The 17,811-nt window shown below is 60.5% G+C and carries 17 protein-coding genes; 5 read left to right on the forward strand and 12 right to left on the reverse strand.

The window, feature by feature from the left end:
* Positions 1 to 13: 13 nt before the first annotated feature.
* The 3 genes from IVB05_RS43830 to IVB05_RS33585 all read left to right on the forward strand — a co-directional run bounded on the left by IVB05_RS43830 (position 14) and on the right by IVB05_RS33585 (position 2,258).
* Positions 14 to 907 carry an FAD-dependent oxidoreductase gene (locus IVB05_RS43830; protein ID WP_346771799.1) on the forward strand — a complete coding sequence of 298 codons (894 nt, stop codon included), beginning with the start codon at positions 14 to 16 and terminating at the stop codon, positions 905 to 907.
* The gene (locus IVB05_RS43835) at positions 871 to 1,710 is read left to right on the forward strand and encodes an FAD-dependent monooxygenase (RefSeq protein ID WP_346771800.1); all 840 of its coding nucleotides are present in this window, start codon (positions 871 to 873) and stop codon (positions 1,708 to 1,710) included. The genes IVB05_RS43830 and IVB05_RS43835 overlap by 37 nt, the downstream gene beginning before the upstream one ends.
* A 317-nt stretch (positions 1,711 to 2,027) precedes the next feature.
* Positions 2,028 to 2,258 carry a hypothetical protein gene (locus IVB05_RS33585; protein ID WP_247780282.1) on the forward strand — a complete coding sequence of 77 codons (231 nt, stop codon included), beginning with the start codon at positions 2,028 to 2,030 and terminating at the stop codon, positions 2,256 to 2,258.
* Between the two features lie 241 nt (positions 2,259 to 2,499).
* Here IVB05_RS33585 and IVB05_RS33590 read toward each other — a convergent pair whose 3' ends face one another.
* The 3 genes from IVB05_RS33590 to galE form a co-directional block, all read right to left on the reverse strand.
* Complete coding sequence (locus tag IVB05_RS33590; RefSeq protein WP_247780283.1) at positions 2,500 to 2,796, reverse strand: ABC transporter ATP-binding protein; 297 nt, start codon at positions 2,794 to 2,796, stop codon at positions 2,500 to 2,502.
* Between the two features lie 72 nt (positions 2,797 to 2,868).
* On the reverse strand, positions 2,869 to 4,062 hold the full coding sequence (gene metK / locus IVB05_RS33595; protein WP_247780284.1) for a methionine adenosyltransferase: 1,194 nt from the start codon (positions 4,060 to 4,062) through the stop codon (positions 2,869 to 2,871).
* A gap of 79 nt (positions 4,063 to 4,141) precedes the next feature.
* A complete protein-coding gene (galE, locus tag IVB05_RS33600) occupies positions 4,142 to 5,140 on the reverse strand; it encodes a UDP-glucose 4-epimerase GalE (protein ID WP_247780285.1) in 999 nt (332 codons plus the stop codon).
* 545 nt (positions 5,141 to 5,685) lie between these two features.
* Here galE and IVB05_RS33605 point away from each other — a divergent pair.
* Positions 5,686 to 5,994 carry a hypothetical protein gene (locus IVB05_RS33605; protein ID WP_247780286.1) on the forward strand — a complete coding sequence of 103 codons (309 nt, stop codon included), beginning with the start codon at positions 5,686 to 5,688 and terminating at the stop codon, positions 5,992 to 5,994.
* 25 nt (positions 5,995 to 6,019) lie between these two features.
* Here the strand turns inward: IVB05_RS33605 and IVB05_RS33610 are convergent, their stop codons facing one another.
* Positions 6,020 to 7,381 carry a polysaccharide biosynthesis/export family protein gene (locus tag IVB05_RS33610; protein ID WP_247780287.1) on the reverse strand — a complete coding sequence of 454 codons (1,362 nt, stop codon included), beginning with the start codon at positions 7,379 to 7,381 and terminating at the stop codon, positions 6,020 to 6,022.
* A 20-nt stretch (positions 7,382 to 7,401) separates the two neighbouring features.
* Positions 7,402 to 8,955, reverse strand: coding sequence for a polysaccharide biosynthesis C-terminal domain-containing protein (locus tag IVB05_RS33615; RefSeq protein WP_247780288.1), 1,554 nt, complete (start codon positions 8,953 to 8,955; stop codon positions 7,402 to 7,404).
* Between the two features lie 164 nt (positions 8,956 to 9,119).
* On the opposite strand from IVB05_RS33615, the gene IVB05_RS33620 reads away from it, so the two are divergent.
* A complete protein-coding gene (locus IVB05_RS33620) occupies positions 9,120 to 9,911 on the forward strand; it encodes a glycoside hydrolase family 16 protein (protein ID WP_247780289.1) in 792 nt (263 codons plus the stop codon).
* A 5-nt stretch (positions 9,912 to 9,916) separates the two neighbouring features.
* Here the strand turns inward: IVB05_RS33620 and IVB05_RS33625 are convergent, their stop codons facing one another.
* The 7 genes from IVB05_RS33625 to IVB05_RS33655 are packed head-to-tail and all read right to left on the reverse strand — an operon-like array spanning position 9,917 to position 17,810.
* Positions 9,917 to 10,981, reverse strand: coding sequence for a glycosyltransferase (locus IVB05_RS33625; protein ID WP_247780290.1), 1,065 nt, complete (start codon positions 10,979 to 10,981; stop codon positions 9,917 to 9,919).
* Positions 10,978 to 11,874 carry a hypothetical protein gene (locus tag IVB05_RS33630; RefSeq protein ID WP_247780291.1) on the reverse strand — a complete coding sequence of 299 codons (897 nt, stop codon included), beginning with the start codon at positions 11,872 to 11,874 and terminating at the stop codon, positions 10,978 to 10,980. The genes IVB05_RS33625 and IVB05_RS33630 overlap by 4 nt, the downstream gene beginning before the upstream one ends.
* Positions 11,875 to 11,876: 2 nt before the next feature.
* Positions 11,877 to 13,121 carry an acyltransferase gene (locus IVB05_RS33635; protein ID WP_247780292.1) on the reverse strand — a complete coding sequence of 415 codons (1,245 nt, stop codon included), beginning with the start codon at positions 13,119 to 13,121 and terminating at the stop codon, positions 11,877 to 11,879.
* Complete coding sequence (locus IVB05_RS33640) at positions 13,118 to 14,404, reverse strand: glycosyltransferase family 4 protein (RefSeq protein WP_247780293.1); 1,287 nt, start codon at positions 14,402 to 14,404, stop codon at positions 13,118 to 13,120. The genes IVB05_RS33635 and IVB05_RS33640 overlap by 4 nt, the downstream gene beginning before the upstream one ends.
* Before the next feature lie 9 nt (positions 14,405 to 14,413).
* Positions 14,414 to 15,337, reverse strand: a complete 924-nt coding sequence (locus tag IVB05_RS33645; protein ID WP_247780294.1) for a glycosyltransferase — start codon at positions 15,335 to 15,337, stop codon at positions 14,414 to 14,416.
* Complete coding sequence (locus IVB05_RS33650) at positions 15,334 to 16,041, reverse strand: methyltransferase domain-containing protein (RefSeq protein WP_247780295.1); 708 nt, start codon at positions 16,039 to 16,041, stop codon at positions 15,334 to 15,336. Before IVB05_RS33650 ends, IVB05_RS33645 begins: the two co-directional genes overlap by 4 nt.
* Entirely contained in the window at positions 16,038 to 17,810 is a 1,773-nt protein-coding gene (locus IVB05_RS33655; protein WP_247780296.1) for a Wzz/FepE/Etk N-terminal domain-containing protein, read from the reverse strand. Before IVB05_RS33655 ends, IVB05_RS33650 begins: the two co-directional genes overlap by 4 nt.
* Between the last annotated feature and the right edge of the window lies 1 nt (position 17,811).

A 17,811-nucleotide genomic window follows, 5' to 3' on the forward strand; every position in this document is an offset into this window, starting at 1 on the left:
CGGAGACGGGGAAATGGCCGAGCAGCTGCATGCTGATGTCGTGGTGGTTGGCGCAGGTCCGGTCGGGCTGACTTTAGCAATGGATCTGGCCTGGCGGGGCGTCCACGTCATCGTGCTGGAATCCCGCGCGCCGGGCGATCCGCCCAGCGTCAAGTCGAACCACGTCTCGGCGCGCTCGATGGAAATCTTCCGCCGGCTCGGCGTCGCGCAAGAGGTGCGTGACGCCGGATTGCCAGCGGATTATCCCAACGACGTTGTCTATCGCACCGCGTTTCTCGGCCGCGAAATCACGCGTATCAAAATTCCGTGCCGCGCCGAGCGCTACACGGCCAAGGACGGCCCGGATACCTGGTGGCCGACGCCGGAGCCGCCCCACCGGATCAACCAGATCTATCTCGAACCGGTGTTGTTCGCCCATCTGTCGGCGATGCCGAGCGCACGCATTTTCAACGGCACATCACTGGTCGATTTTACGCAGAACACCGAACGAGTCAGTGCCTTCGCCACCGCGAATGGCAAGGAGATCGAGATCTCCTGCAAATTCCTGATCGGCTGCGACGGCGGCCGCTCGCTGGTGCGCAAGAAAATCGGCGCGACGCTGAGCGGCGACGTCGCATTGCAGCATGTGCAGTCGAGTTACATTCGCGCGCCGAAGTTGCTCGGAATGCTGCTGGAACAAGGTAGCACTCCGGCATGGGCATCTTTCGCATTGAATGCGCGGCAACCCGGCAACGTCTACGCTATCGACGGCAAACAGAACTGGCTGGTCCATGTCTATCTCAAGCCTGAAATCACGGACTTTGAGGCGGTCGACCGCGACGCCGCGATCCGCACCGTGCTCGGCGTCGACCAGGATTTCGAATATACGAATTGCTCAGCAAGGAAGACTGGGTCGGGCGCCGCCTGATCGTCGACAAGGTGCGCGACGACAAAGTCTTCATCTGCGGCGATGCCTGTCATCTATGGGTGCCCTATGCCGGCTACGGTATGAATGCCGGCATCGCCGACGCCGCCAACCTGGCGTGGCTACTGGCGGCCCGGCTCGAAGGCTGGGGCGCGGAGGGAATATTGGCAGCCTATGCAGCCGAGCGCCTTCCGATCACCGATCAGGTTTCGCGCTTCGCGATGGACCATGCGCACGCAATGACCGAGACGCGAAAATCCGTAAGAGACGAAATCGAGGCCGACGGGCCGGAGGCCGACGCCTATCGCGCCGCAGTCGGCAAGACGACTTATGACCTCAATGTGCAGCAGTATTGCTGCGCGGGATTGAACTTCGGCTATTTCTATCAAGGTTCACCGATCATCGCGTATGATGGTGAAGATGCGCCCTCTTATACGATGGGAGAGTTCACGCCATCGACAGTTCCGGGTGCCCGCCTGCCCCACATCTGGCTCGCAGATCGACGTTCGCTTTATGACGCGATAGGACCATATTACACGCTGCTGCGACTGGACCCGGACATAGACGTATCCGGTCTGACAAATGCCGCAGCGGCTGCCTGCGTCCCGTTGACGGTACTTGATGTATCCAGCCCTGAAGCGGCGGAGTTGTGTCCGCACAAGCTCATATTGGTCCGACCAGACCAGCATGTCGCTTGGCGGGGAAATGACATCTCAGCCGATCCCGGTCGACTCGTAGAGATCGTCCGTGGCGCGAGATCCGCAAGTAAAGCCACGCTTTTGCAAGCTGACGTTTGCCCGAAATAGTGGGGGTCACACTGTTGCTAACGTCGTTGTTGCCACTTTTCGGACCTCGTCGTTTCCCCGAACGGCAGCTTCGCGCCACAAGCGGAAGTCACGGGACGTCACTCCGGAAGTCCGGAGGTACGCCTCGTAGAGCCTGGCTGACGAGATGGAACAGGAGCCGCCGGATTGTGCGAAGGGAAGATAGCCCAACTCGTCGAGGCTGAACATGAACGGAAGCCGGGCCTTCTGTTCACGGGGAATTCAGTTTCGCGGGCTAACGTGATCTCACGGCCACAGAGGTGGCCGGGTTTCCAGCCCCTAAACTGAAAGGACACCACATGCTCAAGAATATATCTGTTCCGGTTCTTGTTGCATCGCTCCTCGCTGGATCAGCAGTAATTGCTGCCGGTAGCGCCATAGCTCACGATACCAAGTCTTCTGTGGACGCAAAGGCGCAGGCGACAGTAGACCAGCCGGTCGCGCTGGGTAACACCGATATGTCGGCCGCCAAGAAGGCCGCGAAGAAGACCAAGACCAAGAAGGGCACGACGACAAAGAAGGAGACGTAGGTCCTCGCGCTTGCGGGAGGTGCGCGATGACGCGGCTGAAGCGGCATCGCGCACCGCGTCGATCAATGTCCGCTAAGCGCCAGAAGCGGCCATTCCTCCTAAGGCAGCTTTTGACTCCAATGCGGGCACAATGCCTCCTTTCAAGTCTGCTGTGCGCCAAAAATACAACGTTGACTTCGACGGTACCTCGAAGTCGCCAGGACTAGACTTCTACAATCGGCGGACCAACTCCAACCGACCGTCAAACGAGTGGGGAAAATGGAGGATGTCGACATTTTAATTCGCAGGGCTTCGGTCGTCCACTATGACCTGCAAGAAGCCGCGGTCGCATCGCCTCGACGCCATAGATCGAGGCCAGCATCTCCGGCGTGATTGCGGCGTCGGGTGAGCCGGCGGCGTGTAGCGCGCCATTCTTCATCACGATGATCTTGTCGGCCCAGCGTGCTGCGAATGTCAGGTCATGCAGGACGACTATGGCGATACGCCCCTCGCTCCCACCTTGGCCATCATATCGCTTTTGCTGGCGGACGAACATCATTGAGCCCGTATCTCGGCTCCTGTCGGCGCAGTGTCATGTCGCAACTCCGATCTACGCGACAGAACCGGCGGGTCAGACGGTGCGCTTCAGCGGCTCGACCAGATCGGTCTTCTCCCAGGAGAAGCCGCCTTCATTGTCCGACGTACGGCCGAAATGGCCGTAGGCCGCGGTACGCGCGTAGATCGGCTTGTTGAGGTCGAGATGCTTGCGGATACCGCGCGGCGTCAAATCCATCGCCCGCGCAGCGGCCTTCTCGAGCTCGTCCTCCGGCACTTTTCCGGTGCCGTGCGTGTCGATATAGATCGACAGCGGACGCGCCACGCCGATGGCATAAGCAAGCTGCAGCGTGCAGCGGTCGGCAAGGCCGGCCGCGACGACGTTCTTGGCGACGTAGCGCGCGGCATAGGCGGCGGAACGGTCGACCTTGGTCGGGTCCTTGCCCGAGAACGCACCGCCGCCATGCGGGGCCGCGCCACCATAAGTGTCGACGATGATCTTGCGGCCGGTGAGGCCGGAATCGCCATCGGGACCGCCGATGTAGAACTTGCCGGTCGGATTGATGTGCCAGATGGTCTTGCCGTTGATCCACTCCTTCGGCAACGCCTCGCGCACATAGGGCTCGACAATGTCGCGAACCTGATTGGAGGTCAGGTCCTCCACCAGATGCTGGTGCGAGACCACGATCTCGCGGACGCCGACCGGCTTGCCGTTCTCGTACTGCACGGTGACCTGGCTCTTGGAGTCCGGCCCCAGCACCTTCTCCCGGCCGGAATGGCGGGCTTCCGAGATCAGCCGCAAAATCTTGTGGGCGTAAAAGATCGGCGCCGGCATCAGGTCCGGCGTCTCGTTGCAGGCATAGCCGAACATGATGCCCTGGTCGCCCGCGCCCTCCTCCTGGTTGCCGGGCTGCAGCGCGTCGACGCCCTGCGCAATATCGGCGGACTGCGGATGCAGCAGGATCTCGATATCGCAGGTTTCCCAGTGGAAGCCTTCTTGCTCGTAACCAATGTCCTTGATGGCGCCGCGCACCACGCCTTCTATCTGCTCGTTGGTGACGGACGTCGGACCGCGAGTTTCGCCCGCGATCACCACCTTGTTGGTGGTGGCGAGCGTTTCGCACGCGGCACGGATCGCCCAGGGATCGATGCCCGCCTTTGGACCTTCGCGGTAAAACAGGTCGACGATCTCATCAGAGATACGGTCGCAGACCTTGTCCGGATGACCCTCGGAAACCGACTCGCTGGTGAACAGATAGGACGCGCGCATCAAGTACCCCCCTTTTTCCGTCCCGACCTCGGCGGTCCTTCGTAATGTGTCTTAAAACCAACACCGTGAGTAAGCCTGATCATGCCGGAACGCCGAGTTTCAGCTGCCGCTCCCAGCTCAGCGCGTGCTGCACGATCTGCTCGAGATGGTCGTGACACGATCTCCACCGCAGGATGGACTTCGCCTTTGCGTTAGATGCCACCAGGATAGCCGGATCGCCGGGCCTGCGTTCGCGCATCCTCACGTCGAAATCGACGCGGCACACGCGCTTGACGACTTCGATCACATCCAGGACCGAGTAGCCACGGCCATACCCTACATTGCAGGTCAGGGACTCTCCCCCGCCTCGCAGATACGCCAGCGCATCGACGTGCGCCTGCGCGAGATCGGTGACGTGCACATAGTCCCGAATGCAGGATCCATCCGCGGTTGGATAATCGCTGCCAAACACGTCCATGCCCTGCCGCCGACCCAACGCCGCCTGCACCGCGACGTGTATGAGATGAAATGCCTCTCGCGTGGACTGCCCCGAACGCCCCGCCGGATCGGCCCCTGCGACATTGAAGTAGCGCAGCGCACAATACCTGAGCGGGGTTGACGCTGCCGCATCTCGTAGCATCCATTCGGTGGCGAGCTTCGAGCGGCCGTATGGGTTGATTGGGAGCGTCGCGTTTTCCTCCTCAATCGGGATCGTTCGCGGCTCTCCGTAAACAGCGGCCGTCGACGAAAATATGAAGTGTGAAACGCCAGCGCGCTCGGCTTGTGAGATCAGCGCATGTGTGTTCACGGTATTGTTCAAATAGTATTTTCCGGGATCACGAACAGACTCAGCGACTGATATGCTGCCGGCAAAGTGCACGATCGTATCAACAGAGTGGTCCTGCAGGATCTTGGCGACCATCGCAGCGTCGCCGCAGCTTGCACGATAGAATGGCACGCCTTCCGGAACGGCGGCCCGCAGACCCGTGGATAGATCGTCGATTACGACGGCTCGCTCGCCCGCATCCAGCAGGGCCAGGACCGCGTGGCTTCCAATGTAGCCGGCTCCACCGGTGACCAGCACGCTGTTGCCATTCATCAATCGCGTCGTCCGGAGGTCCTGCATCGTCATTCACCTTCTGTCCGTCCTGGTCCTGGCCGCAACCGTAAAACAGGCGGTCACAAGCCCCGCTCCGCCCCTCCTGAGCAGAACTGGTCTTCATTCTTCCCAACAAACAGGGCCGATGGCGATTTCGCCTGCATCGTCGACGCCAAGGAGCCTGTAGACTTTCCAGGTCATCAGAACTTTCTTGCAGTGCTGGCACCTGACCTCGTCGCTATCGCGCAGCCTTGGCGGAGGCGCGATAGAGGCAGAGCCGCACGTGTCGCATGCAAAGTCCCTTGCGATCTTCATTACGACCTCTTCGTTTCCCGGTGGAACCGGCAATCGTTCTGCTCCTGCGCCGGATCCCACTCTCCTCGAGCTCTCGAAGGTGGCTTCCTGCCCATTTTTTAGGCGCGACTTATTGATTTGTTCATGCATCTTGACGCTAATATTTGTCGGATAGAACGCAGCTTATCGACAGAGATCGGGGCGCGTTCCGATTGGATCGCCGACGCGACCGACCGCAAAGGTAGCTCAGAATGCTCGCGGGCATGTTGTTCTTGGCCGCAGGCTTTGCCTGCGGCGTCGTTTTTCGACTCGGCGCTTTTGCAATCGGCGTCGCGGCACTCATTGCCGGATACGCAGTGTTGCTCGGCTTGGCCAATATCTCCTGGAAGGTGCTGGCCATCGAGTTGCTGTTGGCGCTGCTTTTTTTGCAGGTCGGATACGTGGGAGCCGTCGTCGCGCGAATAGCCCTCATAAAGCTGAAGGCTCGTTCGCCCGGATTTGCCCGGCTGCATGCGATTCTGCATGTCGCGCGCGCGAGCAAGACCGACCACTCCAGCTGAAGCTCGGTTGGTTGCATGCTTCGCTCTACTGCTCACCCGATTGCGAAACGATGGTGGCGTAGTTCCCCGCGTTGAATGCCGTTGTCGCGACACCCTTGCGCGAGACTGACGCTGCAGCACCCGGCGCCCGATTGACCTCGACGCGAACAACGTCGCCAGGTTCCACGAGCGCTCCGTCGTCAGCCGGGAATGTTGCCATCGCGCCGTCCTTGCGCCGCTGTATCCAGTAGGAAAGCGACTTCCCGCCGCCCTCATTCTGAGCCGTCCGCGGCGACGTCGCTGTTTCCGCGACAAGCGTTTCAGACGTATTCATCCGATTGATCAGCTGCTCGATGCTGGCCTTGGCTTCACGCAATTCGGACGAAGCTTTCGCCTTGCCGTCCTTGACCAGATCAGTCGCATCGCGCTCCGCCTTCCGCACTTCCTGCTGAGCCCGCACTAACGCGGTTTGCACATCAAGCATTCCGCTTTGAATATCTGCGGTCGTGCGCTCCAGCGCGAACTGCCGCGACGTGACTGCAAGCCCCTTATCGACAAGCGCGCCGACGGTATTCAGCTCGCGCTGGGCCAGGGCGACCTGCTTCTCCTGTGTCGCCAGCTTGCTCTGCAGCGAGGCAATCTCCTTCTCATACAGCAATCGCAGTTCCGACAAGGCCGCGAGCTGCGATTGCAGCGCGTCGCGCCGGGTTATCAGGATCGTTGCCTCCTCCGCCAGGAGACTTCCGATATCCTTCTTGTTAGCGAGCTCGGGCGGGAGAGTGATTGTGTTCTGCTCGGCAAGCTCAGCTTCGAGCCGAGCGCGGCGGATGTAGGTCCGCCACAGTTCCAGACGTGCAGCCTCGACGTTTCCTGCCGCGTTGATCTGCTCCCGCATCCCCGCTTCGCTTGGCCGATGCAAGCCGCCGGCTACGCCGACTGCCTGCAAGACGCTCAAGCCAGGACGAAAGCTGAATTCACCAGGGCGCTCTACATCGCCGAGCACATAGAACGGACGATACTGAACTATCTCGACCGCTGCTTCCTGCGCACCCATAAAGCCGGTGCGCTTGTACAGTTCTGCCGTGATCGCATGAGCGAGCTGGTCGCTGGTTCGCCCTTCCGCGGCGATTTCGCCGATCATCGGCAAGGACACGCGACCGGCAGGATTTACGGTGTATTCCGCGCCAAGCGGCGTCCACTCGTAGTATTCGGCCTTGCCGGCGCGCCATTCGACGACCTTCAGGCGCAGTTTGTCCTGAGGGCCAAGAAGATATTCAGCGCCGAAAGCCGGTGCGGCGAGAAGTTGAAGCACGCAAAGGGCCGCAAGCGATGCGCCGATCCTCGGCGGCGCGACGCGACGGCTCCAAATCGAAGCCGTAATCCATGTCTCCGTCGAGTTATGCGGCATGCGGTGGTCCTCTTCTGATCTCATGGCGGCAACATTCTTTCATTCCGCTTCGTTGCGCTAACGAAAGCTGTGAGACGAGCGGCGATCTCCGCGAGAGCCGGCGGCAGCGATCGCGTAAGATTAGTCAGGAAAGCTACATCACCAGGCTCGACCGCGTTCACTACGCGCAGCCCACCTACGTAGACCGCCACCCCTGCGGCAATCGCCAACGGTATGCTTGAAGGATGGCCGACAACCCTGATGCAAACGGATGCCGCCGCAGCGCTGGCGAGTGCAGCTGCACAGAGCTTCAGCACCGCAACCACCGGAATGGTGAATCCGAGCCGCTGCACTACGAACCAGCAACCCAGGCCGATCATCAAGATCTGAATTGCCACCCGCGCGGAAGCGGCGCCCATCACGCCGAATTCGGGGATCAGCAGGAAGCCAGCGGCCAACGCACATGCGGCACCACAGAGGGAGCTTACGAGTACGAAGTCGCTTCGCTCAAACGCCTGCACCAGGCTGGTGGCGACTGTCGACAACACGCTCAGTGCCGCAACGGAAACAAGGACCATTGCCGCCGGCACGGCGGCGACGAACTTGTCGCCATAGAGAGCCGGCAGCAGCTCCGGAACAATGGCAGCGGTGCCAAAACATATCGGAAATACGAGTGCGGCCAGAAGTCGGACCGCGGCAGCGAACTGCCCTCTCATGCCATCCAGATCGTCGCGCCCGCGTTTCTCGGCAAGCGACGCGAGCACTGCGCTTGTCAGCAACATGGGGCCCTGAACGGCGAGCTGGGTCAGCGCCAGGGCAACCGCGAACATCGCGACAGAATCCATTCCCCAGTAGCGTTCAAGGAAGAATAGCTCGATCCGCGACCAGACAATGGCACTGGTGACATTGGCGCCCCAGCAGTAGAGGGCAAACGAGGTCACGCGCCGGCTCAGCGTGCGATCGATTGACGCCGGCCCGAACATCGCTGACAGGCAAACCACCGAAGGAACCAGCATTCCCGCAGCGTAACCAGCCAACGCGCCCGTGATCCCGAACAACAGTGAACCGCCGATCACGGCGAAGACCTGGAGCAATAGCGAAACGCCAGCGATGCGCGCGGCCATTAAAAATTCTTGCCGTCCCCTCAAACGAGCATAGGTGTAAGTGGTCAACGTCTGGCCAACGACAAGCAGGATCATGAGGACGACCAGCGGCATTGATGCGCCCTTCGCCGCACCGCCGCCCAGGAACTCTGCAACGGATCGGTGACCATACATCCACACCATCGTGCCGGAACAGATGACCGCGATAAGCGCCGCAATCACGAGCCGTCGTGAAAGGTTTCTGTCCAGATGTGCCGCCACGCTGGACTGTCCGCTCCCGTGCAGGAACGGCAGGAACCGTCCAACAGCGGACGATAGACCGAGGTCGACGAAGGGGGCGGCCATCCAAACAAGCCAGACGACATAGGCGACCGATCCCGTCTCGTTCACGCCAAGTGTACGAGCCACGGCAATGCTGCTGAAGAAGCTCGCAAGCGCAATTGCACCTCCCGCCAGCGCGCCAAGCATCGAGTTCTTCACGAACCTGGACATGCAGTGCGTCCTTTTCGATCTCCGGCTTGCATGTCGACAGCCCACTGCATAATAGGTCTAGACCTGTCGAGCCTCCGATATTTGCGATGCATGACATCGCCATCATGCATCGATATGGTTCTTTCGGGTCGGAGGCCTTCCCCTTTAGGGTCTGAGGCGTTGACATGGTTACACGAGTTCTTTTGCTCCTTCTTGTACTGTCTGGATTTCCGACGATCGGGCGCGCCGACACCGGCGACGAACTCAATCTTTCGGATCTCATACAAACCTTCAGCGAGGATTTTGACGCGTTGGACGTATCCGCGTGGGGACCGGGAACGCGCTGGATCGCCCACACGCCGTGGAACGGCGACTTTGGGAGCGCGACCTTCGCCGATCCGAAGCCGGGCTTTCCATTCACTACGCAGAACGGCCAGCTCCGCATCGAAGCCGCCAAAGGCGCGGATGGGAAGTGGCGCGGCGGACTTCTGGCGTCCGTCGATCGGCAGGGTAAAGGCTTTGCGCAGCAGTTCGGGTACTTCGAAATGCGAGCCAGGTTTCCAGCGGGCAAGGGCCTCTGGCCCGCCTTCTGGCTGATCGGTCTCGATCGCTCTACTCATACGTCCGAGGTTGACGTGGTCGAGCACTACGGCCATATGCCCGCGCGTTACACCGCTTCGGTTCACGTGTGGGATCGCAAGGAGCCGAAAAAGTCGCGCACGACGCACAAGTTCGTCGCGGTGCCGCCCAACTCCCTCTACGCAGACTTCCACACCTATGGCGTAAAGATCGACGGCGAGTGGACGCGATTCTATTTCGATCGTCGTGAGGTCGGGAGCGTGCCGACGCCTGCCGAACATCATCAGCCGATGTACATGCTGATCGACCTCGGGCTTGGCGCCGGATGGCCCATCGACGAGGCGCCGAGCCCGTCCTACATGTACGTCGACTATGTCCGGGCGTGGCAGAAGCGCTGAGGCAGTCATGCCGCAATCCTCGTGGCAACTGCCAAAAAGGCGTCGATCTGCTGCTTGAAGTCGAGTTCCGGGCGGCGCGAATGCGCCAGCGCTGCTTGCTGCAGCTGCTGGTAATACAGATCGTCGGACCACATCCGCCTCAACTCGGTGGCCCAGGTGCAGGCAGGAGCGTCATGCTTGATGATGGCCCCGCCTGCACCGACCGTCTCCGGCAATGCGCCGCGATCGCTCGCCAGCACAGGAATTCCGCTGAACTGTGCCTCTGAGACGACGCGGCCCCAGGTCTCCGCCTCCCATTGGCTCGGCACCAACAACACACGTGTCGAGGCATAGATCGGCGACATGTCGTCGCTGCGCTCGACAAGTTCGACATTGGCCAGCCTGTGGATGCGCCCCTTCAGCAGCGCGGCCTGGCGCATTCTCAGCGGCCACCCCTTCACTAAGCGGAATTGAATGTCCGGACATTGCTCGGCAATCGCGAGGGCGACATCGACGCCTTTCTCGGCCACCGGATTGATGAAAGTGACGTAACGACGATCACCAGCCAGGCGATAGCGCTCGGCCCGAAACACAGGCGGAATGACGCAAGCATGAATCCCGAACCGTTCGCGGAACCTTCCCGCAGTAAACTCCGAGTTGGCAATATAGGCGCGAAAAGGAAGATCTCCGCTGGAGCCGGTCCAACGCCTGCGGCCGATTTCAAACTCCAGCCCGTGCAGATAGGCGATCGCCGGCACGCCGCGGCGGACGAACGCTTTGGCGATCTCAACCATCTGCCCGTTCTGAACCACGACCAGACGAGGCAGAGGCAGCCCGTCAAGACTGTCCCACGGCTTGCGCGATCGGTAGACATCGTAGCCAAGCTGCCGGTCCACGCACACGTCGGTTCCGCGAAGAAAGTTGGCGGCGGCTCGCAATGCTCCGTCCATGCGCCGTAGCGGCAATCGCGACAACACGGAGGTCTTGACCCCGCGGCGGTTCAGTTCGAGCGCGAGCTCGTGCGTATTGACTTCCAGACCACCGACGACGTGGGGAAGGTATGACGTGCCACTAGCGAGCAGAATACTCACAAACTGCCTCTGTCCGAATCTGATTTCTCCACAACTCCAACAACCTTGACTTCCGGCCGCCGCTTTGCGGTGAGATACAGCCACATCTGCGTTCCAGTGCGCCGCTCGTTCATGAGTTCGACAGCGGTGCGCGGCATGAACCTCGAAAGTTCGGGGATAATCGCCGCGGGGAAGTCTGCAAGGGAACGTGGCCGTGCGACAATCTGCTCGACGTTGTGCGTTCCCGAAAATCGCGCCTTCAACTTTTCGGTGCAATTGGGCACGAACGCGTCATGCGTCTCCACCAGGATGTCGGCGCAAGACAAGCGTGCGACCTTGATGAGGTCGAGCATATCAAGCTCTCCGCCTTCGATATCGGCAAGCACCAGGGTCGGACCGGGGCATTCGGCGAGTTCGACCCCGAGTTCATCCGGATGGCAGAAGCCCTTGAGCGCAAACCGGGCGCAAACGCCGTTCAGAACAGCCGCTCGCAGCAGGCCGGCGTGATGCTCCAGGGCACCTTCGAAGGCGGTAACCTTCGTCCGTGGCATCTGCCGCAAGAATCCGATTGCGTAGTATCCATCAGCCGCACCGACATTGATGATGCGCGGATAGTCTCGCGCAATCACCCGATGCACAACGTCATGCAGCTCGATCTCCTGGGTGCCGAGAAGATAGCCGAGCAGATTCCGGCTGGAGACCGGGGTCAAGCTCAGGTGCATTCCCCTAAACGGGCCGGACAGCACCGTGTTAGCAGCACGATGACGGACCAGAGCCGCGGCCGCATTCCAGCAGGGCATCGCAAGCCAGCGCAGCAGGGTTCGGGCTGATGACGGAAGCAGCCTCCGATAGGAGCGGTAAACGCTCATCGCGACAGAGGAGGATTCGATGGTGCTCCACGTTGCATGCTGCATGACTAGCGTCTCCTTCTGTGGACCATGTCGGCGTGGAAGCGCGTGCCGGATGACAACTCTGGACGCGATGGCTCCAATGGCAATGCAGCTCCGTTCCAGGCTACAGTCACCTCACCAGGCCTCCCGCCCTTCGGCATTCGGACGGCTTTCGGTCGAACAAATCGACGCGTATTGAACAATGCACTGAAGCGTCGCAATCGCCTGCCGATCGGTCGCTCGACGAAATAATGAATCGCGATAGCTGCCAGGATGGCCGCGACGGCAGACACGGGGACGAACATCCATGATTCGCTTTTCCCGAAGGACGACCACCAAAGCTTCTCCGCGGCAATGATCGCAAAGAAATGGAACAGATATAGGCTGTAGGATGCATCTCCTACCTGCACGAGTCTTTGAGTGAGCCATCGCGTGTCGTCTATCCACACCGTGACACAAAGGACGACGCAAATCGCACTGATGACCCAGAAGGCAGCGATCCACTCGACGTCAACTGGATGAGTGCCAACGAAGGCTGCAAACAACATGACATCAACAACGAGAAACATGGCCAGCGCGATCAAAAGGAAAGTGTTGCTGCGAACGGCATGCGCGCTCTTGAGCCAGCGGGCGGCAGCTCCGATCAAGACGCCGACACCGAACAGCAGGATGATGGGATCGGAATAGAACGTGATCAGGCCCGTGGGAGCGCGCGTATCGGCAATCGGCTTGAATAGCGTTCCGGTCAAGACAACTCCTGCCATCAGAGCAATCAGCACCGTCAGTCCCTTCCTGCGTGACAGCAACAGCACAGAGGCAAAAGCCGCGTAGAACGTCATCTCGTAGTTCAACGTCCAGCCTACGCCGAGCGTCGGGCGCATCGCCGCCATCGGACCTGGTTCGACCGCAACCGGAATGAAGAACAGCGAGCAGATCAGCTTGTGGACGTCGAGCCCGGCGCCGTGACGAAGGCGCAGCGCAACTTCAAGCGCGGTGGCCAGCCAATAGATCGGAACGATCCGGATGATGCGGCTGGCGATGAAATGCCCCGTAACGCCGCGAAGGGCAAAGTTGTCGTAGTACGTGTACGACATGATGAAACCACTGATGATGAAGAAGATCCAGACGCCAAGAAGGCCGATGTGAATCGCGGTCTGACTGGTCAACGGATCGGTCGGAGCCCATTCGGCTTGCCGCAAGATTGCATGAGAAACAACGACCAGGAGCGCCGCAACGGCACGCAGGATCTGGATCGCAGCAAGCTTTTTCATCGCGCGACCGCCTCCTGCAAGGCGTCGCTATAGTGCGAAACAAGCCGTTGCGCCCACTCGCTCGGGCTCAGCGAGAAACGCGCGGCGTTGGCGTACGCCAGATCGCTCATCGAAGCGGTCAGTTCGTCGTTGGATGCCAGGGTCGACAGGACCTTGCTGAAAGTACCCCGATCGTAAGGATCGCAGGATATCCCTGCTCCGACCTCCGATAGCTCGTCGGCAATCATCGCAAAGCTGGAGACGACGACCGGCAGGCCGCTCGCGAGCGCCTCGAACGCTACCAGGCCGAACGGTTCACGGTAGCGACTCGGCATGACCAGGGCCCGGGCATCACGGACGAGTGCGGGCATGTCATTTGCGCTCTTCCATCCGGTGAACTCCGCCTCGGGATAGATCCCGGCAAGCTTGCCCTCGAGCGGACCGCTACCTATCACACGAACGGGCACGTTCGCGTCGCGGGCCGCCGCAAGAAGAAGGTCGACACCCTTGTCCTCCTCAAGCCTGCCAACGAACAGGAACACCTTGTTTCGCTCGGCTTCGATACGTCGCGGGCGCCACGGCGTGACCGGGTTGCGCAGTGTCGCAAGCTGCGCCCGCGGAATTCCACCGCGTTCGAGATGCGGCAGCATGCCTTCATGAACCGCGAGAACCTTGGCGCCCGACGCTAAATCGAAGACTGCGCGACGAATTTCCTGGCGGGCCGACCGCCAGAGCTTGTGGGCATAGTTACGCCGGTCGCAGGAACTGAGCAGGCACGACGCGCTCATCGGCCGCAGCTCGCAGGGACTTTCGCTGCGGAAGTTGAAATAGCCGCCGTTCGGACAAACCAGAAAGAAGTCATGAGCATTGACGATCAGGCGCTTTGCGACCGGACGCAGCGCATGGAAGACCGAAGGTGATAGTATCTTCGACCAGCCGTGCAGATGATAGATCGTGCCGGGCGTATCGTTGGCGGCAATCCAGGCGGCCAACCTCTGTTCGGCTGACACGTTGTACAGCCCGTCCAGCGCCGCGCGCGGCAATGCCGTTCGGAGGATATGCTCACCGCCGACTGCCACGACATCTGCATTGCGCAACCGAGGTTCGGAGTGCAGACCATGGTCGCCGGTGAAATAGGTAACCGGAATTCCGTTGTCACCCAGCAACGCCGCGGCATGCAACGCCACATTAGTGGCGCCTCCACGCACTTGGGATACATCGTTGATGATGACGACACGATCCGGCGCCAGCCGCGTTTTTAGCGACCCGGATGCCGGACGAAACTGGTCAATCACCTGCAGCATACATGACCCTCACAAACTCAGAGCGCGTTTCGGTGACAGCCGGCCGGCCAGCAGGTCGAGCAGCGCACGAATGTTTCCTTTCAGTCGGCCGGCGCGATCGATGTAAGGCTCCGGGCGAAACGTCTTGGCGACGTTCGCCACGATGTTGCGGCTCATCAGCTTCAGCGCCTTGCTGCTCGAGCAGGTGCCCTTGCGAACCAGATAGAGCGGGTTGGAAACCTGCGAGTAGCCGAGCCGGCGACCCGATTGACGGCTGGACTTCACGCCGAGGTGGACGCCGCGCGCGGCACCGATCTTCACAATCCGGCCATATGCCGCCATGCGACGGCTGAAGTCGACATCCTCCAGCCAGCCGTAGAGTGGCAGGGTCTCGTCAAACTCCTGCCCCCTCGCGCGTGCTACGCCGATGCGTATCGCCATGTTGCAGCCGTAGGCGTTATAGACGTCCTCAGTCTCCTGCGCCGGCTCCGCCTGACCGTCTTGCTGTAGCGTCTTGAGCGCATCCTCGAAGGCGAGTCCGGGACCAAGAATGCCGTCGGCGACAACATGTCCGGTGCCAACGACGACATCAGGCCTGCTCTTAAAGATCCGTTCGACGGCCTGAAGATAGCCGGGACAAGGCACGAAATCGTCGTCGAGGAAGACGACGACGTCGAACGCCGCGCCCACCCTGAGAATCGCATTACGCTGTATCGTCAGGCCCCGATCACTCGTGATGCAGCGGAGTCCCGGATGTTCTGAATCGATCCCTGATACGTCGGCTGGCGACGCACCGCAAACAATGACCGCGTCAGCAATACGCGTCTGCACGCGCAAGCGTTCCAGCACGCGCGCAAGAATGAGCGGGCGACCCGACGTTGCAATACCCACGACGATCCTGAGCGGTGGATGGTGCACGTGTTCTTCAAACCAATTCGAGCTTGTGTCGCTCATCTAGCTGCCTCCGCGGGTCCGAGCGGCTTTCTGGCGTACGCCCACACCATGATGGGAACATCCGGCTCGTTGCGCAGTGAGCCGAAGAAGCCGCGCTTGCGCCATGCAGACAGGTTCGCCTTAAGGCACGAACGATTGCCCCAGGCGAAGGCCTGGATTCCGGCTTCGGGAAACCCCGCCTCCTGCAAGAGGCAAGAAAGCCCCTCAGACGTCCACCGGTTACAATCGATCGGCGATGGGTGATAGCGAACCAAAAACGGCGTGGCGATGACGAAGTGGCCGCCTGGCCGCACCATTGCATATACATTGCGGGCAGCACGGGCCGGCCACTTCAAATGCTCAAAGACCTGATCGGCGATCACCAGATCAAACTGATCCGGCAGGACGTCCTTGCAGATATCGAAAGTCGGATAGCTCGTGCCCATGAATGACTCGAAGGCAAACTTGCTTTTCCATTGCGAGCCGGCCGACACCTCCAAAACACGAAGCTGCTCCGGTCCGAGCCGCGCGATAAACTCGAACGCATGCCGATACATTGCCACACGCACCCAGTCGGTCGTGTCATAGCCAATCGCTTCGAGGTACCTTTTCATCACCGCCTTGAGCCGGGGACGACTTCGAATGGCCGACAACACGGGAGTCGCTGAAGGTTCGACAAACGCGCTAGTGGTCATCACTACCTCTCTCTGCCCGGCAATCGTCATGACCAGGTCTTCCGAGCAATTGCGGGCACGCGGTTGAGAACAGCGCCGAGCACCTTGCCGCCTGCAAGATTGAGTTCGATCAGGCCGTCTCTCGTCTGGTCGACTGTCGTTTTCCCGAAGTCGACCACGATAATCACCTGGTCGACGTAGGGAATGAGCAGCTTCCAATGATCCGACGACAGCAGAGCTGGCAGATCGACGATGATCCGTTCGAACTCCAGCCGGGATTCAGCAAGTACTGCCGTCGTCCGTTCTGTCAGGAGCCGATTGGTTTCGCCCGGCTGGAGGTAACTTTCGGCAGCCGGCAACAATGCCAATGTAAGAGCACCAGGTCCGACCGCTCGCTCGGACTCCTGTCGTCCATTCGGCTGCGTTCTTGTCGTCGTCCCGGCGGCCAGCTCCTGACTCAGTGTCCGGCTGTCAGCGCAGCTATCGACCAGAATGGTCCGTGCGCCGCTTCGCGCGTATTCATTGGCCAAGCATGCCGCAACCGTCGTCGAGCCCTCACCTTCGCAACACGCGATCACGCCGATGCACAAGACATCCGGATTCGCCGTTAGCGACGCGATAGTTGTTCTTAGCCTTCGAAGATCGGTCTTCACCGAAGCGCTGAGGCGGCCGGCCGCAATCCTGCTCAAGGTACCACCCGCAGCGTCTCGGGCCGGCGCGCTCCTGCTGAAGCACCGCAGCTTCCCCTCCCGCCAGATGCTCGCCTCTGAAAGATCATTGATCGCGCCAAGGGGAGTTACTCCGACATTCGTGCTCAGCTGCATCAGGGAGCGAACGGCGCGATCGCCAGTGAGGCGTACCGCCGCAAACGCCGTTCCGCTCAGTCCTCCCAGAATGACCGCGAATGCAAGAACCAGCGATGTGCGTGGGCTGCTCTTGCCCAGCGGAGCCGACGCCCGTGAAATGATTCTCACATCAGCGTCCGGATAACTGATGCGCTGCAGCGTCTCGTTATATTGGCGCTGGAAATCATCGTACATTTTGCGATAGCTGGTCGCGATGCTCTCGAGTTCCTCGAGCTTTGCTCGAGCGTCCTGGCTGGAAAGGGAGTCGCCGACGGAGCGGAAGCGGTTAACCCTGCGCGCCGCCTCGAACGCCTGCTGCTGCAGGGTCTCCAATCGCTCCGAGAGCCACTTGCCCTGCTCCTCTGCGAGTTTTGATTTGGCCTCGACTATCGTTCTGATGAAAGATTCGGCGATTTCATTGGCGATCTCTGCGGACGAGTTCGGATCGGCGGACGAGAAGGCAATCTCGATGACTAAAGACTGTCCGATTCGTTTCGTTGACAGTTTGCCAGCAAAGCGTGACGCAACCTCACGAAATTCCGTCGTATCTGGAGGACCGGCCTCCCCTGCTGCGGAAGCCGTCGAAGTTGGAGTGATCCGGGCCAGGACAGTTTGGAAGAGCGAAGGTCCGGTCGCGAACTCCGACCGCTGCTCAAGTTTCAGCCGTGAGATAACCGAATTGGCGACCCGGTCCGACTTGATTACCTCCATCTGGCTCTCAACGCGCGACTGATCCGACGTCATCGTCGGAGGCATTGGCGCTGCATTGAACAGTTCCGCCCCCCGGTTGGGGTCGATGATGACGCTGGTCGTAGCCACGAATATCGGCGTCGCCAGCAGAAGATAGACCACAGCGGCAGAGACGGTCGCTGCGACGAAAACAGCAATCGTCTTGCGGTTCTCTAGGAGAAAGGCAGCAATGTCCCAGACGCCGAACACTTTGTCATTCGATTCCGGATGGTTCGGCTGTCTCATG

The organism is Bradyrhizobium sp. 170 (genome assembly GCF_023101085.1).
Lineage (GTDB): Bacteria > Pseudomonadota > Alphaproteobacteria > Rhizobiales > Xanthobacteraceae > Bradyrhizobium.

Coding starts and splice junctions, on each gene's coding strand:
- IVB05_RS43830 (WP_346771799.1), top strand. CDS start 14: ATGGCCGAGCAGCTGCATGCTGATGTCGTGGTGGTTGGCGCAGGTCCG.
- IVB05_RS33585 (WP_247780282.1), top strand. CDS start 2,028: ATGCTCAAGAATATATCTGTTCCGGTTCTTGTTGCATCGCTCCTCGCT.
- IVB05_RS33590 (WP_247780283.1), bottom strand. CDS start 2,796: ATGATGTTCGTCCGCCAGCAAAAGCGATATGATGGCCAAGGTGGGAGC.
- metK (WP_247780284.1), bottom strand. CDS start 4,062: ATGCGCGCGTCCTATCTGTTCACCAGCGAGTCGGTTTCCGAGGGTCAT.
- galE (WP_247780285.1), bottom strand. CDS start 5,140: ATGAATGGCAACAGCGTGCTGGTCACCGGTGGAGCCGGCTACATTGGA.
- IVB05_RS33605 (WP_247780286.1), top strand. CDS start 5,686: ATGCTCGCGGGCATGTTGTTCTTGGCCGCAGGCTTTGCCTGCGGCGTC.
- IVB05_RS33610 (WP_247780287.1), bottom strand. CDS start 7,381: ATGCCGCATAACTCGACGGAGACATGGATTACGGCTTCGATTTGGAGC.
- IVB05_RS33615 (WP_247780288.1), bottom strand. CDS start 8,955: ATGTCCAGGTTCGTGAAGAACTCGATGCTTGGCGCGCTGGCGGGAGGT.
- IVB05_RS33620 (WP_247780289.1), top strand. CDS start 9,120: ATGGTTACACGAGTTCTTTTGCTCCTTCTTGTACTGTCTGGATTTCCG.
- IVB05_RS33630 (WP_247780291.1), bottom strand. CDS start 11,874: ATGCAGCATGCAACGTGGAGCACCATCGAATCCTCCTCTGTCGCGATG.
- IVB05_RS33635 (WP_247780292.1), bottom strand. CDS start 13,121: ATGAAAAAGCTTGCTGCGATCCAGATCCTGCGTGCCGTTGCGGCGCTC.
- IVB05_RS33640 (WP_247780293.1), bottom strand. CDS start 14,404: ATGCTGCAGGTGATTGACCAGTTTCGTCCGGCATCCGGGTCGCTAAAA.
- IVB05_RS33645 (WP_247780294.1), bottom strand. CDS start 15,337: ATGAGCGACACAAGCTCGAATTGGTTTGAAGAACACGTGCACCATCCA.
- IVB05_RS33650 (WP_247780295.1), bottom strand. CDS start 16,041: ATGACGATTGCCGGGCAGAGAGAGGTAGTGATGACCACTAGCGCGTTT.
- IVB05_RS33655 (WP_247780296.1), bottom strand. CDS start 17,810: ATGAGACAGCCGAACCATCCGGAATCGAATGACAAAGTGTTCGGCGTC.